This window comes from Aliiglaciecola litoralis (assembly GCF_039523355.1).
GTDB lineage: Bacteria > Pseudomonadota > Gammaproteobacteria > Enterobacterales > Alteromonadaceae > Aliiglaciecola > Aliiglaciecola litoralis.
The window spans coordinates 1-25,330 of sequence record NZ_BAAAFD010000012.1 but is presented as its reverse complement, the minus strand read 5'-3'; the positions used below and the strand labels follow the sequence as shown (position 1 = coordinate 25,330).

Genomic DNA, 25,330 nt, shown 5'->3' with positions numbered 1-25,330 from the left:
GAACCTACAATGACTAAACTTGTTTCTTACCGAGCAAAAGAGGCTTACGCCGTTATCGCTATCGACAATGGCAAAGCGAATGCCATTTCGCATGAGGTGATTGACCAACTTAATTTGTGTTTAGATAAAGCTGAAGAAGATAAAAAAGTCGTCGTGTTGGCTGGTAAAGAAGGGATTTTTTCCGCTGGCTATGACTTGTCAATAATGAAAAACAGTATGGAATCGGCAATGGAGCTTGTGGAGAAAGGCTCAACCCTTTCACGACGTTTATTGTCATTTCCAACGCCTGTTATCGCAGCTTGTACTGGTCACGCTGTTGCTAAAGGCGCTTTTTTACTGCTCAGCGTGGACTATCGTATTGGCTTGAAAGGCGAATTTAAAATCGGACTAAACGAAGTTGCAATAGGTATGACGATGCATAATGCCGGCATTGAATTGGCCAGAGGCCGCTTGCAATCTGTGTACTTTAATCGCTCAGTGATCAATGCAGAAATATTCAGTCCGAAATATGCACTTGATGCAGGCTTTTTAGATTTGGTGGTTAAACCGAAGAAATTTGAAAAAACCGTGCATAAAGTGGCCAAAGCCATGTCATCACTTAATATGACGGCTCACCGCCAGACAAAATTAAAAGCGCGTCAGGGGTTATTGGATACTTTAGATGAATGCATTCAAAAAGACCGCGGCGGCTCGCTGTAATAGCGCCAAATAAACAATATAAACTTTGATAAGTGAGAACAACTATTGAGCCAATTTTCGGAACTCCAGTTAAAACCTGAACTGATAAAAAACTTGGAAACGCTGGGATTCGAATCCATGACTGAAATCCAAGAGCAGAGTTTACCCAAAATTCTGGCGGGTAAAGACGTCCTCGCAAAAGCAAAAACCGGCAGCGGAAAAACAGTGGCCTTTGCATTGGGGTTACTCAACCGCTTGGACGTCGATCGCTTTCGTATCCAAGCATTGGTAATGTGCCCAACTCGTGAGCTGGCAGAACAGGTTGCCGAAGAAATTCGTCGGGTTGGTCGGATGATTGATAACATGAAAGTGTTGACGCTTTGCGGCGGCACACCAATGGGGCCACAAATTGGTTCTTTATCCCATGGTGCTCATATCATCGTTGGTACGCCGGGTCGAATTATGGATCATTTGTTTAAGCGCCGACTTAACTTACGCGAAGTAAACACCCTCGTCTTGGATGAAGCCGATCGCATGTTAGATATGGGTTTTGAAGATGAAATGGAGGCGGTGATAAAAGCTTCTCCTAGCGACCGACAAACTTTGTTGTTTTCGGCGACTTACCCTGATCAGATAAAGCAAGTCAGCTTGAAAGTGCAGCGTAATCCTATCGAAGTCAGCGTTGAAGCCACGCACAATACCACTAAGATAAAGCAGCTGTTTTTTGAAGTAGAAGAAGCCCATCGCAGTAAAGCAACGGCGGCGTTGTTAACCGAATATCAACCCGATTCAGCAATCGTTTTTTGCAATACCAAAGTTGCATGTCAGGAATTGTTGGAAGATTTGACCGAAATGGGTTTTTCAGTGTCTGCGTTGCATGGCGACTTGGAACAGCGGGACCGTAATCAGGTGTTGGTGCTTTTCGCCAACAAAAGCATTTCAGTATTGATCGCCACCGATGTCGCTTCCCGTGGGTTAGATGTAAAAGAAATCGGCGCTGTGATCAATTACCAGATCACGCCTGACCCTGAAGTACATATTCATCGTATTGGGCGTACCGGTCGAGCTGATGCAGAAGGTCTGGCTTTAACCTTGTGTGCCCCTAATGAAATGGCTCGCGCTAACGCGATTGAAGATTACCAGCAAAGCAAAATTGAATGGAAAGGGATCCAGTCGGTGCGCTTTCACGCTAACCGCATTGTTCAGCCTACGGTGCAAACCATTTGCATCGATGGCGGCAAAAAAGCCAAACTGCGACCTGGTGACATCTTAGGCGCGCTAACCAAAGACGCTGACGTACCCGCAGAAGACATTGGCAAAATAAATGTTACCGCGACCCATAGTTATGTGGCAGTTAAGCTGCGTAGCGTTAAACGCAGTCTCAAGCAGTTTAATGAGGGCAAGATGAAAGGGCGCAAATTTAGAGCTCGTAGATTACCTTAGATGATTACAAAGCTGTTTTAGCGGCGTTTTTAAAAGCAAAAAAAAGAGCGCTTAAGCGCTCTTTTTTGATCACTAAAACAATTACCAGATTTTTACCCGCTCTTGCGGCGGCAAATACAAGGCATCGGTTTCTTTCACATCGAATGCTTCATAAAACTCTGGGACATTTCTAACCGAACCATTCGCTCTGAATTGACTCGGCGAGTGTGGATTTGTATCAATCAGGTTGCGTAGCGTTTCTTCGCGATATTTGTTCGCCCATACTTGGCCAAAGCCAAGGAATACGCGTTGAGTACCGGTAAATCCATCTAACACAGGTGATTCTTTGCCTTCTAGCGACAGCTCATAGGCTTTCAGGGCAATACTGATACCGCCCAGATCACCAATGTTCTCACCCAAGGTGAATTCGCCATTCACATTTACGCCTTCTAGGGCTTCAAATTGGTCATACTGGCTGATCAGTTGCTTGGTTCGATTAGTAAACTCAGCTTTATCTTTGTCAGTCCACCAATTACGCAGAACTCCGTCACCGTCAAAGGTACTGCCTGCGTCATCAAAACCATGTCCAATTTCGTGACCAATAACAGCACCAATACCACCATAATTTACGGCGTCTTCAGCGTCCATGTTGAAAAATGGCGGTTGTAATATTGCCGCTGGGAATACAATCTCATTCATCGGAGGGTTGTAGTATGCATTCACCGTTTGCGGCGTCATCGCCCATTCGTGTTTTTGTACTGGACCTTTCTGCTTATCTAGCATCTGTTGATATTGCAACTCATTAGAGCGCTTTACGTTGCCAAATAAGTCGTTTTCCACAATGGTTAAGCCAGAATAATCTTTCCATTGGTCGGGATATCCAATTTTGGGCGTGAATTTAGAGAGCTTATCCAAGGCTTCTTTTTTAGTATCCTCAGACATCCAATCTAAATCTTTAATACTCATCTCGTATGCTTTGAGTAGATTATTCACCAACGCCAACATGCGTTCCTTAGCTTGAGGAGAAAAGTGCTCTTTGACATACACCTTTGCAATGACTTCGCCTAAATGTTGATTGACCAGATTAACCCCACGGCGCCACATCGGACGTTGCTCTTCTACGCCATAAATGACTTTGCTATAAAAATCGAAGTTCGCTTGATCAAGTTCACTGGTCAGTAAGGTCGATGCGCGGTTGATCAGGCCCCATTTCAAATATACTTTCCATGTTTCAAGATCGGTGTTGGCAATGATCTGATCAACGTTTTTCATGAAGTCCAGTTGAGTGACAACCAAATTTTCTACTTCGTCTAACTGCGCTTCTTTAAGCATCGTTGGCCAATCAAAGTTAGGCATCAACTCGCTAAGCTCAGATACAGGAATGCTATTATAAAGCGCGACCATGTCACGAGTTTGCTCTTTCTTCATGTGATGCTGCGCGATTTGAGTTTCCAAATCCATGATAGTTTTCGCGTGCTTTTCGCCATTTTCCAAGCCTGCGAGTGAAAACATGCGGGCAATATGAGCTTCGTATTTTTTACGAATATCGACAGAAGTGTCGTCTTGTTTGAAATAGTATTCACGCTCCGGTAGGCCAATCCCGCCTTGCCAAGTCAAAATCATATATGCATTAGGATCTTTAAAATCTACATATTGACCCACTTCAAACGGTGCACCAAAGCTGTGTTTGTTAGCGTAAGCGAAATGTTTGGCCAATTGCGAATAGTCGGTGATGCTGTCGATCTTTTCGAACTCAGGCTGCAAAGGAGCAATACCAATTTCGTCACGTTGTTCCATGTTAAGATAGGCGTTGTAAAGCCCGCCGACTTTTTGCTCGTCACTGCCTGCTGCAAAATCGCCTTCGGCAGAGTTACGAATAATGTCCATGACGTCTTTTTGAGCTTCATCACGCAGGATTTGAAAAGAACCGTAACTGGCTTTATCGTCTGGTATTTTTACTGTATCTAACCACTTACCATTCGCATAATGAAAAAAGTCATCGCCGGGTTTAACCGACTCGTCAATATGATCCAAGGAGATCCCAGAGCCTAGCTGTTGGGTTTGCGCCTTTGCTGCTGGCTTTTCACTTGTTTGCTGAGGCTCCGAGCAGCCTGCCATAGTGACGGCGACAGCGATGGGGAGTAAATATCGTTTCATTAACACACCTATTTGTAGCATGGTTTGATTGTCATGCTTGTTACTTTGACTGGTAAATGCAACACAATGTTGTGATAAAACAAATACCAAATAATTCATTCATGAATATGCCTTTGCGGCTTAAAGCAAAGGCAAGCTAACCTAGGGAGCTGCTTTAGCTGCTAACCTAGTATGCCTGTTTTAATAACGAAAAACTCGCTTCGGGAGTTAGAAATTAACTGATTTATGTAGCAATCTTGTGTCAATAGGTATCGTCCCGAAACGTTGTTTGTCTACTACTTATAAAACACGGTGCCTAAACCGCCATTATTATATTCGTAATACAATTATGTCTTTATCAAACAAAGACTAACTAACCTGAATTCGGGATAATAAGTTTCGTTTTTACTTACTCGAGACTTCTTATCCCGAATTCAGGTTGATTAATAGAAAAGGATAATAGGGTAGGCCAAGAAATTGAATTAAAAACTGTAACAGAAAAATTCAGCTTTTCATTTTGACTGGCATTGCGTAACGTAAAGTGTAGTTAACCACCTTGAGGATTTAGTATGAATGCCACCATTCTTGCGCTTATAGGATATATTAGCTGGACCGTCTTTTTATTGGTAGTGATTGCGGTTTATCGTACTAGGTTAGTCTTGACAAAAGAACGCTTGCCCAATGGATTTAAAGCGGACGGATCAGACTCCCCAGCCTTTGGACAACGTTTAACGCGTGCTCAATTAAACTGTGCTGAGAGCTTTGTCTTTACTGGTGGGGTTATGTTGTTGGCATTGGCGACCAATTCTTCGGTAATAACCGATCCGTTGGCACTGTGGCTTCTTGGTGCGCGCATAGGTCAATCCATAATGCATTTGCTGTCAACCTCGGTGCTGGCGGTGCAAATTCGTTTTGCTTTGTTTGTCGTGCAAGTGGTGATCAGCGCTTATTGGCTATTCAACTTAGGGTCCAAGTTTGTTGCTTAAAGCTGTAGCGACTATTTTATTTACTCAGGAGTTACGGCATGCCAAGCATCCAAGAAATCAACCAAATATCGCCTTGTGAATATGCGGATGCTTTACCAAGAGAACAATTTGTAGATCATCAAATTGGTTGTTTGTGGCCTCAGCCACCGCGCATTTCTGGACCCGCTTTTACGGTTAAGTGCGAACCTGGCGATCACCTTATGTTGCATGCTGCAATTTATCAGGCTAATCCAGGTGATGTCATTGTCGTGCAGGGTGATTCCAACTATGCATTAGCGGGCGGGAATGTCTGTGCAATTGCTAAAAGTCGTGGGATATTGGGTTTCGTAATCGATGGAGTGATCCGCGATCTGGCCGAAGTCAGGGAGTTGCAGTTCCCAGTGTTTGCCCGTGGTGTGATACCTAAGCCGGGGGCAAAAAAGTGTTATTCACCGTTGAATCAGCCCATTATCTGTGGCGGTGTTCAAGTGCATTCAGGGGATATTGTTGTTGCTGACGAAGAAGGTATCGCAATTATTCCTCAGCAACAGATTGAGGCGGTTTATCTGGTTGCAAAAGCACGCACAGACAAAGATAATCAGACCTCGCTGCAACAATGGCAAGATGCACATAAAGCCAATATTGACCAATTGCTAACCAAGTTCAAATAAACTCTTTTGTCGTTGAAACCCTGTGCGTGTCTCAGGGGCCAACGGTTATTTAATCCAGCGGGATCATCATGTTTTCATTTTTCGAAGGGCTAACTAACCCCTTTCCAGCAGAACATCCAACGCAGCCACCGGCAACGCTGATTGCATTTTGTCGTCATTATACCAAGGGGATGTGGCCAGCCATTTTAACCGTTTCAATATTGGCTGCGTCTGTCGCAGCATTGGAAGTATCGTTATTCGGCTATATAGGCCAACTGGTAGACTGGCTAACTGAACGAGACCGCGCAACCTTTATTCAACAAGAAAGCAGCAGCTTATTGATGATGGGGGCGGTGATTTTAGTAATCCTACCCATGCTGGTGATCTTACAATCATTATTAACTCACCAAACGCTGCTGGGTAACTATCCGATGAAGATTCGCTGGCAAGCACATCGATATTTAATCGGTCAGTCTATCGGATTTTTCCAAGACGAATTTGCCGGGCGGGTTGCCACCAAAGTAATGCAAACCGCTCTATCCGTGCGAGAAGCAGTAATGAAACTGCTCGATATCTTGGTCTATGTGAGCGTCTATTTTATAAGTATTGTGGCGTTAATGTTTGCCATAGATTGGCGACTTAGTCTGCCATTATTTGTGTGGCTTATAGTGTATGTCGTTATTCTTCGTACCTTTGTACCGCGGTTAAAAAAAGTATCGCAAAAACAAGCCGATGCGCGCTCGTTAATGACCGGGAGGATAGTTGACAGTTACACCAACATAATGACGGTCAAGTTGTTTTCACATAGCAGCCGAGAGTCCTCTTATGCCAAAGAAGCCATGCAAGGATTTCTTGACACCGTTCACCCGCAAATGCGTCTAGTAACCTTGCTATATGGCTGTGTTTGGTTTTCCAATGCGCTGCTGGTTTTTTCTATCAGCGCTCTGTCTATTCACCTGTGGGTTGAGCAGTTGGTAAGCCCTGGCGATCTGGCAGTGGCAATCAGTTTGTGCTTACGATTAAACGGTATGGCTCAATGGATAATGTGGGAGGTATCGTCGTTGTTTGAAAATATTGGTACAGTGCAAGATGGTATCAATACACTGGCCAATGAAGTGGCAGTTAAAGACAAGGTTGATGCTAAAAACCTTGAAGTAAAAGGCGGTGGTATTCAATTTCGTAATGTTGACTTTGGATACGCTGGGCCAGAAGGGCGCCCGATTGAAGTATTTAATCAACTCAACCTCACCATCAAACCGGGTGAAAAGGTGGGTTTGGTAGGACGATCTGGTGCTGGTAAATCAACCTTGGTCAACTTGCTATTGCGTTTTTACGATGTGCAAAGTGGCCAAATAATTATTGATGGCCAAGACATCAAAGCGGTTAAGCAGGAAAGCCTGCGTGAACATATTAGCATGGTCACCCAAGACACATCCCTGTTACACCGCTCGGTGCGCGAGAATATTGTCTATGGTAAATCAAACGCGACTGACGAGCAGATGACGGAGGCGGCGAAGCAAGCTGAAGCCCATGATTTTATCCAAAATCTTTCTGATTTAAATGGCAATGTTGGATATCAAGCTCAAGTAGGCGAGCGCGGTGTAAAACTCTCAGGAGGGCAACGGCAGCGCATAGCGATTGCAAGAGTGATGTTAAAAGATGCCCCTATTTTAATTCTCGATGAGGCGACATCCGCCTTAGATTCAGAGGTAGAAGCTGCAATTCAGCAGTGTCTTAACAAGGTGATGGCAAATAAAACGGTGTTGGCAATCGCGCATCGATTATCAACGATCGCGCAAATGGACCGCTTGTTAGTGCTTGAAAATGGCCAAATCGTTGAGTCAGGCAGCCACAGTGAACTGTTATCCTTGAACGGCATTTATGCCAAGCTTTGGGCACACCAAACCGGTGGTTTTATTGGCGTGGATTAGCTTGCCAAAACCACACCGCAACAATGGGATCACATCTCAACACGAATTGATAATAATTCGTCGAGATGTGATTGGATTCTAATTGGTGCTTGAAAAGGTCGTAATTCCTTTGTTCGCTTGCCACAAATAAATAATCTCGATTGCCATGGTTTTTTCCTTGAATCGTAATCATCTATGAGTATAATACGCGTCCCTCCTTGTGTGACTATTGCTTCTCCAAACAGAACTTCACGAATTCACAAGGCTGGTGTAACTAAAATTTGTTAGGGGTGTAGTTCCAATTGGTAGAACAGCGGTCTCCAAAACCGATGGTTGGGGGTTCGAATCCCTCCACCCCTGCCAAACTCGCTAATGCGGTTAATTTGAATTTAATTATGGCGGTTTTTCAGTAACCCGACATACATAACGGAAGTAAGAATATGAGCGAAAAGACAGAAAACCCATCCAATTCATTGGATATGCTCAAATGGTTGATTGTAGTTGTGTTGCTTGGTGGATTAATTGCCGCCAATACGTATTATCAAGAAGTTTCCGTGTTATATCGCGCACTTGCAGCTGTTGCCTTAGTGGTGATTGCTGGATTTATCGCTAGCAGCACAGTAAAAGGCAGCACCTTCATTAACTTCGCTAAAGAATCACGCACGGAAGTACGCAAAGTTGTTTGGCCAACACGCCAAGAAGCAACTCAGACAACGATGATAGTGCTTGCAGCAACTGCATTTGTTTCACTTATGTTGTGGGGCCTTGACGGCGTAATAGTTTGGTTTGTTTCCCTTGTTACCGGAATAGGAGCGTAAAGTATGTCTGATAAAAAATGGTACGTAGTACAAGCATTCTCAGGCTACGAAGGTCGTGTCCAAAAGACCCTGCTAGAGCATATCAAGATGCACGAGATGGAAGATTATTTCGGTGAGATCTTGGTACCAACTGAAGAAGTTGTTGAAATGCGCGCCGGTCAGAAGCGTAAAAGCGAGCGTAAATTTTTCCCAGGTTATGTTCTGGTAGAAATGGAAATGAACGAAGACTCTTGGCACTTGGTGAAAAGTGTACCTAGAGTATTGGGCTTTATTGGTGGTACATCAGATCGCCCGATGCCTATCAGCAAAAAAGAAGCTGACCATATTCTGAATCGTCTTGAAGAAGGTGTGGACAAGCCAAAACCAAAAACCTTGTTCGAACCAGGCGAAGTGGTACGCGTTACCGATGGTCCATTTGCCGACTTCAACGGTGTTGTCGAAGAAGTGGATTACGAAAAGAGCCGCTTGAAAGTATCTGTACTTATCTTCGGCCGTTCTACTCCGGTAGAACTAGAATTCGGACAAGTAGAGAAAGGCTAAAGTTAGTAGTTTTTAGCGTCGAAGAAATTAAAAAAAGAGGTCAATTAAGACCTCTTTTTTGTTTTTGGAGATCCTAAAGAGCAGTCACTAATTCTCACCTCAACCGTCATCTTCGAAGTGCTCTTGGTCGAGGAACTGTTGGCATTACTATTTAAGCAATACGTCTGTGCGGTGTTGAAAAGGTCCCCGCCCAAGAGCGTCGCGGGGATGACAAGTAGGTGAGCGTCGCGGGGATGACACTTCGAAGTGGCCTCAGGGTGGCATTTGTCAATGGTATGCTGCGAATGACAACTGTTTGTGCACGAAGAGACGACACTAGGTCGTCTTTTTGCGTTTAGTCATCCTAAAGAACAGTCACTAATTAATCACCTCAACCGTCATCCTCGAAGTGCTCTTGGTCGAGGATCTGTTGGCATGACTATTAAAGCAGCACGAGACTACCAGTCAGGCGAAAAATCTGGGTCAATAAACCGCTTACCTGTATCCAACTTAGCAATGCGATCCATTTCATCTGGCGTTAGCCGAAGCTCTTTTGCCGCAAAGTTTGATTCGATATGTGCTTTGTTTGTCGATGCTGGGATGGGCACTAACCCTTGTTGTAATTGCCAAGCAAGGGCAACCGATGCAACTGAGACACCGTGTTCATCGGCGATATCATTTAGCACTTTGTCTTCCATAATCTTACCATTACCCAGCGGCATGTAACCTACAACCGTGATGTCGTGACGCTGACAAAATTTTACTAAGTCTGTATTTTGGAAGTAAGGATGCACTTCTACTTGATTACAGGCAATATTTTCTTTACCTATAACTGAGAAGGCTTCTTCTAGCAGTGGCGCGGTGAAATTAGACAACCCGATCGCTCGGGTATAGCCCTTATGCATGCAATCGACCAGTGATTTTAGATAGCTTTCTATTGGCACCTTACGATCTGGAGAAGGCCAGTGAATTAATAGTAAGTCAACATAGTCGGTTTGTAATTTATCGAGACTCTCCTCAACACTACTGACAAACTTTTCAGCATTAAAGTTATCGAACCACACCTTTGTAGTAAGGAAAATGTCGTCACGTTTGACTGAAGAGTTGGCTATCGCTTCGCCAACAGTCTCTTCATTGCCGTATATTTGCGCCGTGTCTATGTGGCGAAAGCCAATTTCTAGGGCATCTGTAATCGCTTGCTTTAGAGATTCGCCTTCTAATCGAAAAGTACCAAATCCAGGGCTGGGTAGAGTTACCTGATACATAGTTTCTCCTTCATAATTAAATAAGTATTGCGAGTTTGATACCATGAAATACTCGTGCCAAATCCTATTTAATTGATTTTTATAGAATAATCTCAATATGGATTTTATGATTGGAACTAAAATTTACGATTTTTGAAATTCTTTCACTCTTTATTCATCTGATATTTTGTGCAGAAGTAAACTTTTCTGTCTTGCGTTGTGCGGGATAGTTGAAGTGATGACGATAATAATACTGGATCTTTTCAATATTTAGGTTGCGTATATCTAAGAGCTAATCTATAATTCGCGACCCTTTATTTATATGGGAAGCCGATCGAGCAAACAATCTCAGTGTTTTGCGAGGCGCTTGACCCAAATTTGAGAGAAGAAAATGGCTAAGAAAATCACTGGCTTTATTAAGCTACAGGTTGCAGCTGGTTCTGCTAACCCAAGTCCACCAGTTGGTCCTGCACTAGGTCAAAAAGGTGTTAACATCATGGAATTCTGTAAAGCGTTTAACGCCGCTACAGACAGCCTTGATAAAGGTGCTCCAGTACCTGTTGTTATCACAGTATATGAAGACCGTTCATTTACCTTTGAAACCAAAACTCCACCTGCATCTTACTTGTTGAAGAAAGCAGCAGGCATCAAGAGTGGTTCTGGTCGTCCTAACACTGAAAAAGTGGGTAAAGTGACGCGCGCGCAATTAGAAGAAATTGCAAAGACTAAAGAACCTGATCTGACTGCAGCCGATCTTGAAGCTGCTGTTAACACCATCGCTGGCTCTGCACGCAGCATGGGTTTGGTAGTAGAGGGCTAAGACATGGCTAAATTATCTAAGAAAATGCGCGCTATTCGCGAGAAAGTCGACGCAAATAAAGAATACGAAATCAATGAAGCGGTTGCTTTGTTGAAAGAACTTGCCACAGCTAAATTTGCTGAAAGTGTAGACGTTTCAGTAAACCTTGGTATTGATGCACGTAAATCTGACCAAAACGTTCGTGGTGCAACTGTACTACCAAACGGTACTGGTAAAGACGTTCGCGTAGCGGTATTTACTCAAGGCGCAAACGCTGAAGCAGCGAAAGAAGCTGGTGCTGACATCGTTGGTATGGAAGACCTTGCTGATCTAGTGAAGAAAGGCGAAATGAACTTTGACGTAGTTGTTGCTTCTCCTGATGCAATGCGCGTTGTTGGTCAATTAGGTCAAATCCTAGGTCCACGTGGTCTTATGCCTAACCCTAAAACGGGTACGGTTACACCGGACGTTGCTACTGCAGTTAAGAATGCAAAAGCTGGCCAGGTTCGTTATAGAAATGACAAAAACGGCATCATTCACGCAAGCATTGGTAAAATTGCTTTTGAAGCAAACCAAATTCAAGAAAACCTTGATGCGTTGCTTGACGCCTTGAAGAAAGCTAAGCCTTCTTCTGCTAAAGGTACTTACTTCAAGAAAATCAGCTTAAGCACTACTATGGGTGCTGGCGTGGCTCTTGATCCAGTAAGCCTTGGCTTAAAATAAATTTGTTGCTGATTGCTTAGGTAATCACAACACTTATAGACGAAAGTCTATCTCTCTGTAGGTTATGGGTTGGAGCTATTAATGGCATTGTCATTTAAATAGCTCCCGTCCAAGACCGCAGGTGTGAAACGGTAAATGAAGTAAGAGAGCATTTACATTCAACGTTTTACTTAATGTTTTACGTTTCTGTGAAACGCCTGCGCAGACGGTGGTTTCGACTCAGACTCTCTGGGAAAACGAACACCGTAGAGCGGTAAGGCACTTTGAATCGAAAGATGATAGAGACCTTATCAATCTGGAACTCTGGGAATGACTTCGTAAGAATGACTTTCCAGTTAACATAAGGTGAACTCAGTGGCACTAGGTTTAGCAGCAAAAAAAGAGATCGTAGCAGAAGTATCTGAAGTTGCGTCTCGCGCTTTATCCGTTGCCGTCGCTGAATACCGTGGTATGGAAGTTTCAGAACTGACAGACCTGCGTGTTAAAGCTCGTGAGCAAGGTGTGTACTTGAAAGTAGTACGTAACACTCTAGCGAAACGTGGTTTAGCAGATAGCAAGTTTGCAGATCTGGATGAAGCTTTAACTGGTCCTTTGATTTACGGATTTTCAATAGACGCACCTGGCGGTGCAGCACGTCTATTCAAAGATTTCGGAAAGCAAAACGACAAGTTGAAAGTAACAGCGCTTTCTATTGGTAGTGGTTTGTTGGGTCCTGAAAAATTGGACGCAGTAGCTTCACTTCCAACCCGCGACGAAGCACTAGCAAGATTGCTTGCTACCTTCAAAGCACCGGCCGAGAAATTCGTTCGTACAATCAACGAAGTTCCAGGCAAGTTTGTGCGTGTATTGGCGGCGATCAAAGACGAAAAATAATTTTCGTGTTTGGCATTAAAAATTTTTTAACAACTAACCCCCAGGAGTTTAGAGAAAATGGCTCTAACTAAAGATGATATTTTAAACGCGATTGCTGAAATGCCAGTTATGGAATTGGTAGAGTTAATTGAAGCAGCTGAAGAAAAATTCAACGTATCTGCAGCAGCAGCAGTAGCGGTTGCAGGTCCTGCAGCAGCAACTGAAGCAGCAGCAGAGCAAACTGAGTTTGACGTTGTAATGACTTCATTTGGCGCTAACAAAGTTGCTGTTATCAAAGCAGTACGTGGCGCAACTGGTCTTGGTCTTAAAGAAGCTAAAGAAGTTGTTGAATCAGCTCCTAAAGCTATCAAAGAAGGCGTTTCTAAAGACGAAGCTGAAGCACTTAAAGCTGAACTTGAAGCAGCTGGCGCAGAAGTGGAACTTAAGTAATTTGTCGTCTGACAAAATACTTGCCTGAAAAGGCTTGGGCTGGTGATTATTTAATCACCAGCCTTTTTGCGCTGTAGGATAGGGCATTTATACCCTTTAAAACTATCCTACTTTTATAAGCGCAAGTGCGATGAAAAGTGAAATAAAACCAACGAGTTATGTATTAGAAATTGTAATACATTGTAAAAAAATTGGTGTATGCTTGGAAATCGCGCCACGCAAAGGGTGCTTGAAGTTTGTTTGGTAAAAGCGCTTTACTAAGCAAGTTGGGTCAAAAATCAGAATGCTGAGGAACCCATGGTTTACTCCAATAGCGAAAAGAAACGTATCCGTAAGGATTTTGGCAAACGCCCACAGGTATTAGAGATACCTTACCTTCTTTCAATCCAACTCGATTCTTTTAAGAAGTTTATCGATATCGATGTTGATGGTCAGTATGGACTCGAAGCTGCATTTCGATCAGTTTTCCCCATCAAAAGTTATTCAGGCAACTCTGAATTACAATATGTGAGCTACCGTTTAGGTGAGCCGGTGTTTGACGTTAAAGAATGTCAAATCCGTGGTGTCACTTTTTCAGCGCCACTTAGGGTGAAACTGCGTCTTGTATTGTTTGATAAAGAAGCAGCTCCAGGTACTGTGAAAGATATCAAAGAGCAAGAAGTCTACATGGGTGAAATTCCACTCATGACAGAGAACGGAACTTTTGTGATCAATGGAACTGAGCGCGTAATCGTGTCTCAACTTCACCGTTCACCGGGTGTTTTCTTTGATCATGATAAAGGTAAAACTCACTCATCTGGTAAAGTATTGTATAACGCGCGCGTTATCCCTTACCGTGGTTCCTGGTTAGACTTTGAATTTGACCCGAAAGATAATTTATATGTACGTATAGACCGTCGTCGTAAACTTCCTGCGACTATCATCTTACGTGCATTAGAAATGTCGACCGAAGAAATTTTGGAAACGTTCTTTGAAAAAGATCAAATCCGCACGGTAGACAATAAATTCATGATGGATATCGTACCAGAACGTCTGCGTGGCGAAACCGCCCAGTTTGACATTTTGGATGGTGAAGGAAACGTACTAGTTGAAACTGGTCGTCGTATTTCTGCTCGCCATACACGTGCCCTAGAAAAAGCCAAAGTGAAACAGCTTGAAGTACCGGCTGAATTCTTGGTTGGTCGTGTTGTTGCCAAAACGCACGTCAATGAAGAAACCGGCGAAGTGATCATCAATGCAAATGATGAGTTGACGCTTGAGACACTGGAAGCGCTATTAGCTTCTGAGTCAGAAGCATTCGACACTTTGTATATCAATGAACTTGATCACGGTGCTTACGTATCAGATACCTTACGTATAGATAGTTCAACTAACCGCCTTGAAGCGCTAGTTGAAATTTACCGTATGATGCGCCCTGGTGAGCCACCAACTAAAGATGCTGCTGAAACCTTATTCGGTAACCTTTTCTTCTCAGAAGATCGTTATGATCTATCTGCTGTTGGTCGCATGAAGTTCAACCGTCGTCTAGGTCGTGAAGAATTGACTGGCGAAGGTACGCTTTCTAAAGAAGACATCATCGCTGTTATGAAGCAGCTTATTACCATTCGTGATGGTAAAGATGAAGTTGATGACATCGACCACTTGGGTAACCGTCGAATTCGTTCGGTTGGTGAAATGGCCGAAAACCAATTCCGTGTTGGTTTAGTACGTGTTGAACGTGCTGTTAAAGAACGTCTAAGTTTAGGCGACCTTGATGCCATCATGCCGCAAGATTTGATCAACGCTAAACCTATTTCAGCTGCAGTAAAAGAGTTCTTTGGTTCAAGCCAACTTTCTCAGTTTATGGATCAAAACAACCCGCTATCAGAAGTCACGCACAAGCGTCGTATTTCTGCATTAGGTCCAGGTGGTTTGACTCGTGAACGTGCAGGATTTGAAGTACGTGACGTACACCCGACTCACTACGGTCGAGTATGCCCAATCGAAACGCCTGAAGGTCCAAACATCGGTTTGATCAATTCATTGTCGAGTTTTGCTCGTACCAATGACTTTGGTTTCCTCGAAACGCCTTATCGTAAGATTATTGATGGTGTCGTTACTGATGAAATCGATTATTTATCAGCGATTGAAGAAGGCCAGTTTGCTATTGCACAGGCTAACATCGCGCTAGATGACAACGGCAAGTTAACCGACGATTTGATCCCATGTCGTTACCGTGGTGAAACCACCTTGATGCAAATTGAAGACATCAAGTACATGGATGTTTCACCACAGCAAATCGTTTCTGTTGCGGCAAGTATTATCCCGTTCCTTGAACACGATGATGCTAACCGTGCATTGATGGGTGCAAACATGCAACGTCAAGCCGTACCGACCCTTCGAGCTGATAAGCCGCTTGTTGGAACGGGTATGGAAAAAACCGTTGCGGTTGACTCTGGTGTTACCATTATTGCCAAGCGTGGTGGTGTGGTTGATTACGTCGACGCAAGTCGCATCGTAATCAAGGTAAATGAAGATGAAATGACTGCTGGTGAAGCAGGGATTGATATCTACAACCTAACCAAGTACACCCGTTCAAACCAAAACACTTGTATCAACCAAAGACCAACTTGTAGTGTGGGTGACCCCATAGTAACAGGTGACGTTTTGGCTGATGGTCCTTCTACCGATTTAGGTGAGTTGGCGCTAGGGCAAAACATGCGTATCGCATTTATGCCTTGGAATGGTTATAACTTTGAGGATTCAATCCTTATTTCTGAGCGTGTTGCTGAAGAAGACCGATTCACCACTATTCATATCCAAGAACTAAGCTGTATCGCTCGTGATACAAAATTAGGTCCTGAAGAAATCAGTGGCGACATCCCAAATGTGGGTGAGTCTGCTTTAGGCAAATTGGATGAGTCTGGTGTTGTTTACATCGGTGCTGAAGTCAAAGGTGGCGACATCTTAGTGGGTAAAGTTACTCCTAAAGGTGAAACCCAGCTTACGCCAGAAGAAAAACTGTTAAGAGCTATTTTTGGTGAGAAAGCGTCTGACGTTAAAGATACGTCACTTCGTGTGCCAAACTCTGTTCACGGTACAGTAATTGACGTTCAAGTCTTTACTCGTGACGGTGTTGAGAAAGACAAGCGTGCGCTAGAAATCGAAGACATGCAATTACGTCAAGTTAAGAAAGACTTGGGTGATGAATTCGGTATCTTGGCAGACGGTATCTTTGCTCGTGCTCAGAACTTGCTAGTTCGTAACGGTATTGATCAAGCTAAACTTGACAGTATGCCACGCGAAAAATGGTTTGATATCACGTTGAAAGACGATGATGCGCAGACTGAGCTTGATCAAACAGCAGAACAGTACAGCGAGACTAAACTCGACTTCGACAATAAATTCGAAATCAAACGTCGCAAGATCACCCAAGGTGATGATCTGGCGCCGGGCGTGTTGAAAATTGTTAAAGTTTACTTGGCGGTTAAACGTCATATCCAGCCTGGTGATAAAATGGCCGGTCGTCACGGTAACAAAGGTGTTATCTCGACTATCCAACCAGTGGAAGATATGCCATACGATGAAAACGGTAACCCGGTAGATATCGTACTTAACCCGCTAGGTGTACCTTCGCGTATGAACATCGGACAAATCCTTGAAACTCACTTGGGCATGGCTGCTCACGGATTGGGTGTGAAGATTGACCGTATGATCAAAGAGCAAGAAGAACTGGCCAAGTTGCGCAGCTTCATGAAAGAGATTTACGGTTCAGGCAAATCGCATCAAGAAGTTGATTTAGACAGCTTCAGCGATGACGAGATTAGACGTCTAGCTGAAAATTTACGCAAAGGTGTTCCTATTGCTACACCTGTTTTCGATGGTGCAACTGAAGCAGAAATCAAAGACTTGCTGAAGTTAGCGGACATTCCAGAAAGCGGACAAATCACGTTGTTTGATGGTCGAACTGGCCGTTCTTTTGAGCGTCCTGTAACTGTAGGTTACATGTACATGCTGAAACTTAACCACTTGGTTGATGACAAAATGCATGCGCGTTCAACTGGTTCTTACAGCTTGGTTACACAGCAACCGTTGGGCGGTAAAGCTCAGTTCGGTGGTCAGCGTTTCGGTGAGATGGAAGTGTGGGCACTAGAAGCTTACGGTGCCGCTTACACCTTGCAAGAAATGCTAACTGTGAAATCCGATGATGTGAATGGTCGTACTAAGATGTATAAGAACATCGTAGACGGCGACCACCGCATGGAACCTGGTATGCCGGAATCTTTCAACGTATTGCTGAAAGAAATCCGTTCACTGGGTATCAACATCGAGCTGGAAGAGCAGAACGACTAGTCTGCTCTTATAGAAATACGAAGCGAGCCTGTCTGGTGTAAACCAGTCAGGCTTGAGTTACACCACTCCGCTGGGAGAGAATAGTGAAAGACTTATTAAAGTTTCTTAAGCAACAGAACAAAACCGAAGAATTCGATAATATTCGAATTGGTCTTGCTTCTCCGGACATGGTCCGATCGTGGTCTTTTGGTGAGGTTAAAAAGCCTGAAACCATCAACTACCGTACGTTCAAACCTGAGCGCGACGGCCTTTTCTGTGCCCGTATTTTCGGACCAGTAAAAGACTACGAATGCTTGTGTGGTAAATACAAACGCCTAAAACACCGCGGTGTTATTTGTGAAAAATGTGGCGTAGAAGTGACCCTAACTAAAGTGCGTCGTGAGCGCATGGGTCACATCGAATTAGCCAGCCCTGTTGCACATATCTGGTTCCTAAAATCATTACCGTCTCGTATCGGTTTGATGTTGGACATGACTTTGCGTGATATCGAGCGTGTGCTGTATTTCGAATCTTATGTTGTCACCGAACCTGGTATGACGACATTAGAGCGTTCGCAGCTATTAGGCGAAGAAGAATATCTAGATGCGCTAGAAGAGCACGGTGATGAGTTTGAAGCGAAAATGGGTGCTGAAGCCGTTTTCGAACTACTTAAAGTGCTTGACGTAGATGCAGATGTTGCTGCTATGCGTGAAGAGTTACCGAGTATCAACTCTGAAACGAAGCGTAAGAAGATCACTAAGCGTTTGAAGTTGCTTGAATCATTCCAACAATCTGGCAACAAGCCAGAGTGGATGATCATGACTGTACTTCCAGTATTGCCACCTGACTTACGTCCGTTGGTACCACTAGATGGCGGTCGTTTTGCTACTTCTGATTTGAACGATTTATATCGTCGAGTAATCAACCGTAACAACCGTTTGAAGCGTCTTCTTGACCTTGCTGCACCTGATATCATCGTGCGCAACGAAAAACGTATGTTACAAGAAGCGGTAGATGCCTTGCTTGATAACGGTCGTCGTGGCCGCGCAATCACAGGCTCTAACAAGCGTCCTCTTAAATCTTTGGCAGATATGATCAAAGGTAAGCAAGGTCGTTTCCGTCAGAACTTGCTAGGTAAGCGTGTTGATTATTCAGGCCGTTCAGTAATTACCGTTGGTCCTACACTTCGCCTTCACCAGTGTGGTCTTCCTAAGAAGATGGCATTGGAGCTTTTCAAGCCGTTTATCTACGGAAAATTGGAAGCGCGTGGCTTAGCAACAACCATCAAAGCCGCTAAAAAATTAGTCGAGCGTGAAGCTCCGGAAGTATGGGACGTATTAGACGACGTTATCCGTGAACATCCGGTATTGCTAAACCGTGCACCAACACTTCACCGTTTGGGTATTCAAGCATTTGAACCTACCCTAATTGAAGGTAAAGCGATTCAATTGCACCCATTGGTTTGTGCGGCGTACAACGCTGACTTCGATGGTGACCAAATGGCGGTTCACGTTCCATTGACCATCGAAGCACAGCTTGAAGCTCGCTCTTTGATGATGTCAACTAACAACATCCTTTCTCCTGCGAACGGTGAGCCTATCATTGTTCCTTCACAGGACGTTGTATTGGGTCTTTATTACCTAACCCGTGATCGTGTAAATGGTCTAGGTGAAGGTATGGTATTTACCAGCCCTAACGAAGCGGAAAAAGCTTACCGTACGGGTAATGCAGAACTTCATGCTCGCGTGAAAGTACGTATTACTGAATACGATGTTGACGCTGATGGCAACAAAACTGAAAAAGTAACTCTAACCGACACCACTGTTGGTCGCGCTATTTTCTCACTTATTTTGCCTAAAGGATTGCCTTTCGAAATCATTAACCAGCCTATGGGTAAGAAGCAAATTTCGAAGTTGCTTAACACTTGCTACCGTGTGCTTGGTTTGAAAGACACCGTAATCGCTGCTGACCAAATCATGTATTCTGGTTTCCATTACGCGATGATCGCTGGTGCCTCTGTTGGTATCGACGACATGGTTATTCCAGACGCGAAGAAAGACATCATTGAAGCTGCTGAAGAAGAAGTGTTCGAAATTCAAGAACAGTTCCAATCAGGTTTGGTTACTGCGGGTGAGCGTTACAACAAAGTTATCGATATTTGGTCACGTGCTAACGAAGACGTTGCTAAAGCGATGATGACTAACTTATCTAAAGAAAGCGTGTTAAATCGTGACGGTGAGATGGAAGAGCAAGACTCATTCAACTCAGTGTTCATGATGGCTGACTCTGGAGCTCGTGGTAGTGCCGCGCAGATCCGTCAGCTAGCAGGTATGCGTGGTCTGATGGCGAAACCAGATGGTTCAATCATCGAGACACCAATTACCGCTAACTTCCGTGAAGGTTTGAACGTACTTCAGTACTTCATCTCAACTCACGGAGCGCGTAAAGGTTTGGCCGATACCGCACTTAAAACAGCAAACTCGGGTTACTTGACTCGTCGTTTGGTAGACGTAGCACAAGATTTGGTTATCAATAACGAAGATTGCGGCACATTCGAAGGGGTGAAAATGACACCGCTAATCGAAGGTGGCGATGTTGTTGAACCGTTGCGTGAACGTGTACTTGGACGTGTTGTTGCAGAAGACGTGGTTAAGCCAGGTACGGATGAAATTCTAGTTGAGCGTAATACGTTACTAGATGAAGCTTTGGTAGACATGTTGGAAGCCAACTCTGTTGATCAAATGCTGGTTCGCTCTGTTATCACTTGTGATAATGACTTTGGTGTTTGTGCAAGATGTTATGGTCGTGACCTTGCTCGTGGCCACATGGTTGGTTACGGTGAGTCAGTGGGTGTTATCGCTGCTCAATCAATTGGTGAGCCAGGTACACAGCTTACCATGCGTACCTTCCACATCGGTGGTGCGGCATCTAGAGCATCAGCTGAAAACAGCGTTCAGGTGAAAACCAACGGTACATTGAAGTTCCATAATGCTAAATATGTACGCAACGCTGACGACAAAGTCGTTATCGTTTCACGTTCAACCGAACTGACCATCATCGATGATCAAGGTCGTGAGAAAGAGCGTTATAAAGTGCCTTACGGTGCCATCCTAACAGTTGACAACAACGCCGCTATTAAAGCTGGCGATGTTGTGGCTAACTGGGATCCGCATTCGCATCCAATTATCACTGAGCGCGCTGCGAAAATCAGCTTTGCTGACGTAGATGATTCGAACACCGAAATGCAACAAGACGAATTAACTGGCTTGACCCGTATCGTTGTTAAAGATTTAACTAAAGCGAATGCTAAAGAGCCTAAGTTAATTCTAGAAAGTGACGAAGTGGGCTTGCAAGAAATTCGCCTGCCAAGCTTTACCACTATCGAAGCAGCCGATGGCAAAATGGCTCGTGAAGGTGACGTGTTAGCACGTATACCTCAAGAAAGTTCGAAAACTCGTGACATCACCGGTGGTCTACCGCGTGTTGCTGACTTGTTCGAAGCACGTAAGCCAAAAGAGCCAGCTATCTTAGCGGAAGTTTCAGGAACCATTGGTTTCGGTAAAGAAACCAAAGGTAAGAAGCGTTTGATCATCACTCCTAAAGAAGGTGATCATTACGAAGAGATGATTCCTAAGTGGCGTCAACTTAACGTGTTTGAAGGTGAATCTGTTGAAAAAGGCGAAGTTATCGCTGATGGACCAGAGTCTCCACATGACATCTTGCGCCTTCGTGGTATCAGTGCAGTAGCAAACTACATTGTTAACGAAGTACAGGAAGTTTATCGCCTACAAGGGGTTAAAATTAACGATAAGCACATCGAAGTGGTAATCCGCCAGATGTTGCGTAAGTGTTTGATTACTCATCCAGGTGATACGCAGTTCCTTGAAGGTGAGCAAGTTGAAGTGGCAAACGTGAGAGTTGCTAACCGTGAGAAAGAAAAACAGGGCAAAATCCCTGCTCAGTATGAAACGCAATTACTTGGTATCACCAAAGCATCGCTATCAACTGAATCATTCATCTCGGCGGCGTCTTTCCAAGAAACCACTCGCGTACTTACCGAAGCAGCAGTGCAAGGTAAAGAAGATGAGTTACGTGGCTTGAAAGAAAACGTTATCGTGGGACGTTTGATCCCAGCTGGTACCGGTTTCTCATACCACCAGAATCGAGCGAAAATGAAACAAGCTCAAGCAGCTGCATTGGTAGAAGAAACGTCAGTTTCTGCTTCTGATGCTGAACTTGCACTGACTGAAGCATTGAATGCTGAAGCCGGTAATAGTTCTGCCGCTGACGAGTAGCAACAACAAGAAATACCCACTTAGGCTGTTACTTGGCAGCCTAAGACATTTCTTGACAGTTTGATAATTGATCTATAGAATTCCGCGACCCGAAATTTGGTAATACCAGTTTCGGCTCGCGGATTTTTCGCTTTCAGCGCCCGAATAATCGGGCAACAGTAGTTTTTTTATTAACCAGGAGCTAGTTAATGGCAACAGTTAACCAGTTAGTGCGCTCTCCTCGTAAGAAGCCCGTTGAAAAAAGCAACGTCGCTGCCTTACAGGCTTGCCCACAAAAACGTGGAGTATGTACACGTGTATATACCACCACGCCAAAGAAGCCGAACTCAGCATTACGTAAAGTATGCCGTGTTCGTTTAACCAACGGTTTTGAAGTTTCTTCATATATCGGTGGTGAAGGTCACAACTTACAAGAGCACAGTGTTGTTCTTATTCGTGGTGGTCGTGTTAAAGATTTACCAGGTGTTCGTTATCACACTGTTCGCGGTACATTGGACTGCTCAGGCGTTAGCGACCGTAGACAAGCCCGTTCTAAGTACGGCGCTAAAAGGCCTAAGTCTTAACGGTTCTCCGTTAGTAAGGCCAAACTAAATAATTTTAGAGTTTTGGGTTATTCCTGAATCCCACGGAGAAATAAGATGCCAAGAAGACGAGTCGTAGGTCAACGTAAAATCCTACCAGATCCTAAGTTCGGATCACAATTACTTGCCAAATTCATGAACGTTGTCATGTTGGATGGTAAAAAATCTACTGCTGAAAAAATCGTATACGGTGCGTTAGAAATCGTTGCTGAAAAAACTGGCAAAGCTCACTTAGATGTGTTCGAAGAAGCATTGGACAACATCCGCCCTACAGTCGAGGTTAAATCTCGTCGTGTTGGTGGTTCTACATACCAAGTTCCTGTAGAAGTTCGTCCTATTCGTCGTAATGCGCTAGGTATGCGTTGGATGGTTGATGCTGCGCGTAAGCGTGGTGAGAAATCAATGGCACAACGTTTAGCTGCCGAGATGCTTGATGCATCTGAAAACAGAGGTTCTGCGGTTAAGAAACGTGAAGACGTTCACCGTATGGCTGAAGCGAACAAAGCATTCGCACACTACCGCTGGTAGTCAAAGCTTCTTTGAGAGGGACAGATGGCTCGTAAGCATCCAATCGATCGCTATCGTAACATTGGAATCGTTGCACACGTTGATGCGGGTAAAACGACCACGACTGAGCGTGTTTTATTCTATACCGGCTTGTCTCACAAGATCGGTGAAGTCCATGATGGCGCTGCCACCATGGACTGGATGGAACAAGAGCAGGAACGTGGTATTACAATCACTTCCGCGGCAACCACGTGTTTCTGGTCTGGCATGCAACAACAGCATGAGCAGCACAGAATCAACATTATCGATACGCCTGGACACGTTGACTTCACTATTGAAGTAGAGCGTTCTCTGCGCGTACTCGACGGTGCCGTAGTGGTGTTTTGTGGCTCATCGGGTGTCGAACCTCAATCTGAAACTGTGTGGCGTCAAGCTGACAAGTACCGTGTTCCGCGCATGGTATTTGTCAACAAAATGGACCGCGCAGGAGCTGACTTCGACCGTGTAGTCAATCAAATCCGCAATCGTTTAGGTGCCACTTGTGTGCCTATTCAATTGAACATTGGTGCTGAAGAGACCTTCGAAGGTGTCATTGATCTGATCAAAATGAAAGCCATTAACTGGAATGATGCTGATCAAGGAATGACCTTTACCTACGAAGACGTTCCCGCAGATCTTCTCGACCGTGCAACTGAATTGCGCAACGAGATGGTAGAAGCGGCAGCGGAAGCCTCTGATGAGCTGATGAACAAATATCTGGAAGGTGAAGAACTTTCCGAGGAAGAAATTAAATCAGGCCTAAGAACGCGCACACTCAGCAATGAGATTGTTATCGCAACTTGTGGTTCAGCATTTAAAAACAAAGGTGTGCAAGCGGTTCTTGACTCTGTCATAGATTATCTGCCCGCGCCTTGTGATGTCCCTGCTATTAAAGGTGTACTTAGCGATAAAAATGAAAGTGAAGCGGAACGTCATGCTGATGACAGCGAACCGTTCTCTGCACTGGCATTTAAGATTGCGACAGACCCTTTCGTTGGTACATTGACTTTCTTCCGCTGTTATTCCGGTGTCGTCAATACGGGTGATGCTGTGTATAACGCAGTAAAAGGTAAAAAAGAACGCTTTGGTCGGATCGTGCAAATGCACGCTAAAGACCGCGAAGAGTTAAAAGAAGTGCGCGCTGGCGATATTGCGGCGGCGATTGGAATGAAAGATGTCACTACCGGTGACACTTTGTGTGATCCGAATCATGTGATCACGCTTGAACGTATGGAGTTTCCGGAACCGGTTATCTCTATTGCGGTTGAGCCTCGTTCCAAAGCTGACCAAGATAAGATGGCCATCGCATTAGGTAAACTGGCTGCTGAAGATCCGTCTTTCCGCGTCAAGACCGATGAAGAATCTGGACAGACAATTATCTCAGGAATGGGCGAGTTGCATTTAGATATTCTGGTTGAACGTATGAAGCGCGAATTCAAAGTGGAATGTAACGTGGGTAAACCGCAAGTTGCATACCGCGAAACCATTCGTAAATCTGTGGAAGTGGAAGGCAAGTTTGTGCGTCAGTCAGGCGGTCGTGGTCAATATGGTCATGTCTGGTTGAGAATAGAGCCTAATGAAGAAGGTGCTGGCTACGAGTTTGTGAATGAGATCGTTGGGGGCACAGTTCCCAAAGAATTCATTCCTGCGGTAGATAAAGGTATTCAGGAACAGACCCAAAATGGTGTGTTAGCTGGCTACCCAGTACTGGATGTTAAAGTCACTTTGTTTGATGGGTCATACCATGATGTTGACTCTTCTGAAATGGCGTTTAAGATAGCCGGTTCAATGGGCTTTAGAAACGGTGCTGAGATGGCTAATCCAGTGCTGCTCGAACCGACTATGAAAGTCGAAGTCACCACTCCAGAAGATTGGATGGGTGATGTCGTTGGCGACCTCAACCGTCGTCGCGGCGTAATAGATGGTATGGAAGAAGGAGTCGCGGGTATTAAAATTGTACGTGCGAAGGTTCCGCTTTCTGAAATGTTTGGCTATGCTACCGCTTTGCGCAGTGCAACGCAGGGGCGAGCTTCATATTCAATGGAATTCTTTAACTATTCCGAAGCGCCCAGTAATGTGACGCAAGCGATAGTTGAGTCTAGAAATTAATCTAAATGAAGGTTCGGTCCGGTCTTTCATTGGGTCGGACTTTTAAATTAGGAAACGAGAAAAATGGCAAAAGAAAAGTTTGAACGTACTAAAACCCACGTCAACGTCGGTACAATCGGCCACGTTGACCACGGTAAAACAACGCTAACAGCGGCAATCACCACTGTTCTTGCAAAAACCTACGGTGGTTCTGCGTCAGCGTTTGACCAAATCGATAACGCTCCAGAAGAGCGTGAGCGTGGTATCACAATTTCAACGTCTCACGTTGAATATGACACACCTAACCGTCACTACGCACACGTAGATTGTCCTGGACACGCCG

General features: G+C 44.4%; 19 protein-coding genes and 1 tRNA gene. 18 read left to right on the top strand and 2 right to left on the bottom strand.

Annotation, left to right across the window (positions count from 1 at the left end):
* Positions 1 to 9 precede the first annotated feature (9 nt).
* Together ABD036_RS16745 and dbpA are read left to right on the top strand one after the other, a co-directional pair.
* Complete coding sequence (locus ABD036_RS16745) at positions 10 to 699, top strand: crotonase/enoyl-CoA hydratase family protein (RefSeq protein WP_343862000.1); 690 nt, start codon at positions 10 to 12, stop codon at positions 697 to 699.
* Positions 700 to 744: 45 nt separating this feature from the next.
* Positions 745 to 2,121, top strand: a complete 1,377-nt coding sequence (gene dbpA / locus ABD036_RS16740) for an ATP-dependent RNA helicase DbpA (RefSeq protein WP_343861998.1) — start codon at positions 745 to 747, stop codon at positions 2,119 to 2,121.
* A gap of 81 nt (positions 2,122 to 2,202) precedes the next feature.
* On the opposite strand, the gene ABD036_RS16735 is transcribed toward dbpA, so the two are convergent.
* Positions 2,203 to 4,257, bottom strand: coding sequence for a M13 family metallopeptidase (locus ABD036_RS16735; RefSeq protein ID WP_343862129.1), 2,055 nt, complete (start codon positions 4,255 to 4,257; stop codon positions 2,203 to 2,205).
* Positions 4,258 to 4,805: 548 nt separating this feature from the next.
* On the opposite strand from ABD036_RS16735, the gene ABD036_RS16730 reads away from it, so the two are divergent.
* From ABD036_RS16730 to nusG, 6 genes are all read left to right on the top strand, one after another.
* The gene (locus ABD036_RS16730) at positions 4,806 to 5,222 is read left to right on the top strand and encodes an MAPEG family protein (RefSeq protein WP_343861996.1); all 417 of its coding nucleotides are present in this window, start codon (positions 4,806 to 4,808) and stop codon (positions 5,220 to 5,222) included.
* A gap of 38 nt (positions 5,223 to 5,260) precedes the next feature.
* Positions 5,261 to 5,872 carry an RraA family protein gene (locus tag ABD036_RS16725; protein WP_343861994.1) on the top strand — a complete coding sequence of 204 codons (612 nt, stop codon included), beginning with the start codon at positions 5,261 to 5,263 and terminating at the stop codon, positions 5,870 to 5,872.
* Positions 5,873 to 5,940: 68 nt separating this feature from the next.
* Positions 5,941 to 7,782 (top strand): ABC transporter ATP-binding protein, encoded by a 1,842-nt coding sequence (locus ABD036_RS16720; RefSeq protein WP_343861992.1) that lies wholly within the window; start codon positions 5,941 to 5,943, stop codon positions 7,780 to 7,782.
* Positions 7,783 to 8,047: 265 nt separating this feature from the next.
* Positions 8,048 to 8,124: transfer RNA gene (locus ABD036_RS16715), tRNA-Trp, on the top strand.
* A 77-nt stretch (positions 8,125 to 8,201) separates the two neighbouring features.
* Positions 8,202 to 8,579: a preprotein translocase subunit SecE gene (gene secE, locus ABD036_RS16710; RefSeq protein WP_343861990.1), complete on the top strand. Its 378-nt coding sequence runs from the start codon at positions 8,202 to 8,204 to the stop codon at positions 8,577 to 8,579.
* A 3-nt stretch (positions 8,580 to 8,582) separates the two neighbouring features.
* Positions 8,583 to 9,119, top strand: a complete 537-nt coding sequence (gene nusG, locus ABD036_RS16705; protein ID WP_343861988.1) for a transcription termination/antitermination protein NusG — start codon at positions 8,583 to 8,585, stop codon at positions 9,117 to 9,119.
* A 437-nt stretch (positions 9,120 to 9,556) separates the two neighbouring features.
* Here the strand turns inward: nusG and dkgB are convergent, their stop codons facing one another.
* Positions 9,557 to 10,363, bottom strand: coding sequence for a 2,5-didehydrogluconate reductase DkgB (gene dkgB / locus ABD036_RS16700; protein ID WP_343861987.1), 807 nt, complete (start codon positions 10,361 to 10,363; stop codon positions 9,557 to 9,559).
* Positions 10,364 to 10,733: 370 nt separating this feature from the next.
* Here dkgB and rplK point away from each other — a divergent pair, with 370 nt between their 5' ends.
* From rplK to ABD036_RS16650, 10 genes are all read left to right on the top strand, one after another.
* The gene (gene rplK, locus ABD036_RS16695) at positions 10,734 to 11,162 is read left to right on the top strand and encodes a 50S ribosomal protein L11 (RefSeq protein WP_343861985.1); all 429 of its coding nucleotides are present in this window, start codon (positions 10,734 to 10,736) and stop codon (positions 11,160 to 11,162) included.
* Between the two features lie 3 nt (positions 11,163 to 11,165).
* Positions 11,166 to 11,864: a 50S ribosomal protein L1 gene (gene rplA, locus ABD036_RS16690; RefSeq protein ID WP_343861983.1), complete on the top strand. Its 699-nt coding sequence runs from the start codon at positions 11,166 to 11,168 to the stop codon at positions 11,862 to 11,864.
* Between the two features lie 354 nt (positions 11,865 to 12,218).
* The gene (rplJ, locus tag ABD036_RS16685; protein WP_343861981.1) at positions 12,219 to 12,737 is read left to right on the top strand and encodes a 50S ribosomal protein L10; all 519 of its coding nucleotides are present in this window, start codon (positions 12,219 to 12,221) and stop codon (positions 12,735 to 12,737) included.
* A gap of 57 nt (positions 12,738 to 12,794) precedes the next feature.
* Positions 12,795 to 13,166, top strand: a complete 372-nt coding sequence (rplL, locus tag ABD036_RS16680; protein WP_343861979.1) for a 50S ribosomal protein L7/L12 — start codon at positions 12,795 to 12,797, stop codon at positions 13,164 to 13,166.
* Positions 13,167 to 13,463: 297 nt separating this feature from the next.
* Complete coding sequence (gene rpoB / locus ABD036_RS16675; protein ID WP_343861978.1) at positions 13,464 to 17,498, top strand: DNA-directed RNA polymerase subunit beta; 4,035 nt, start codon at positions 13,464 to 13,466, stop codon at positions 17,496 to 17,498.
* Positions 17,499 to 17,581: 83 nt separating this feature from the next.
* The gene (rpoC, locus tag ABD036_RS16670; protein WP_343861977.1) at positions 17,582 to 21,772 is read left to right on the top strand and encodes a DNA-directed RNA polymerase subunit beta'; all 4,191 of its coding nucleotides are present in this window, start codon (positions 17,582 to 17,584) and stop codon (positions 21,770 to 21,772) included.
* 188 nt (positions 21,773 to 21,960) lie between these two features.
* Positions 21,961 to 22,335, top strand: a complete 375-nt coding sequence (gene rpsL / locus ABD036_RS16665) for a 30S ribosomal protein S12 (protein WP_343861975.1) — start codon at positions 21,961 to 21,963, stop codon at positions 22,333 to 22,335.
* A 75-nt stretch (positions 22,336 to 22,410) separates the two neighbouring features.
* The gene (gene rpsG / locus ABD036_RS16660; protein ID WP_343861974.1) at positions 22,411 to 22,881 is read left to right on the top strand and encodes a 30S ribosomal protein S7; all 471 of its coding nucleotides are present in this window, start codon (positions 22,411 to 22,413) and stop codon (positions 22,879 to 22,881) included.
* A 24-nt stretch (positions 22,882 to 22,905) separates the two neighbouring features.
* Positions 22,906 to 25,008: an elongation factor G gene (gene fusA / locus ABD036_RS16655; RefSeq protein WP_343861973.1), complete on the top strand. Its 2,103-nt coding sequence runs from the start codon at positions 22,906 to 22,908 to the stop codon at positions 25,006 to 25,008.
* A gap of 63 nt (positions 25,009 to 25,071) precedes the next feature.
* Positions 25,072 to 25,330 (top strand): GTP-binding protein (locus tag ABD036_RS16650; protein ID WP_343861971.1); only part of this gene is annotated, 259 nt, incomplete at its 3' end.

Bases quoted from the DNA above. Each gene is read 5' to 3' on its own strand.
- ABD036_RS16745 (WP_343862000.1), top strand. From the start codon at position 10: ATGACTAAACTTGTTTCTTACCGAGCAAAAGAGGCTTACGCCGTTATC.
- ABD036_RS16735 (WP_343862129.1), bottom strand. From the start codon at position 4,257: ATGAAACGATATTTACTCCCCATCGCTGTCGCCGTCACTATGGCAGGC.
- ABD036_RS16730 (WP_343861996.1), top strand. From the start codon at position 4,806: ATGAATGCCACCATTCTTGCGCTTATAGGATATATTAGCTGGACCGTC.
- ABD036_RS16725 (WP_343861994.1), top strand. From the start codon at position 5,261: ATGCCAAGCATCCAAGAAATCAACCAAATATCGCCTTGTGAATATGCG.
- ABD036_RS16720 (WP_343861992.1), top strand. From the start codon at position 5,941: ATGTTTTCATTTTTCGAAGGGCTAACTAACCCCTTTCCAGCAGAACAT.
- secE (WP_343861990.1), top strand. From the start codon at position 8,202: ATGAGCGAAAAGACAGAAAACCCATCCAATTCATTGGATATGCTCAAA.
- nusG (WP_343861988.1), top strand. From the start codon at position 8,583: ATGTCTGATAAAAAATGGTACGTAGTACAAGCATTCTCAGGCTACGAA.
- dkgB (WP_343861987.1), bottom strand. From the start codon at position 10,363: ATGTATCAGGTAACTCTACCCAGCCCTGGATTTGGTACTTTTCGATTA.
- rplK (WP_343861985.1), top strand. From the start codon at position 10,734: ATGGCTAAGAAAATCACTGGCTTTATTAAGCTACAGGTTGCAGCTGGT.
- rplA (WP_343861983.1), top strand. From the start codon at position 11,166: ATGGCTAAATTATCTAAGAAAATGCGCGCTATTCGCGAGAAAGTCGAC.
- rplL (WP_343861979.1), top strand. From the start codon at position 12,795: ATGGCTCTAACTAAAGATGATATTTTAAACGCGATTGCTGAAATGCCA.
- rpoB (WP_343861978.1), top strand. From the start codon at position 13,464: ATGGTTTACTCCAATAGCGAAAAGAAACGTATCCGTAAGGATTTTGGC.
- rpsL (WP_343861975.1), top strand. From the start codon at position 21,961: ATGGCAACAGTTAACCAGTTAGTGCGCTCTCCTCGTAAGAAGCCCGTT.
- rpsG (WP_343861974.1), top strand. From the start codon at position 22,411: ATGCCAAGAAGACGAGTCGTAGGTCAACGTAAAATCCTACCAGATCCT.
- fusA (WP_343861973.1), top strand. From the start codon at position 22,906: ATGGCTCGTAAGCATCCAATCGATCGCTATCGTAACATTGGAATCGTT.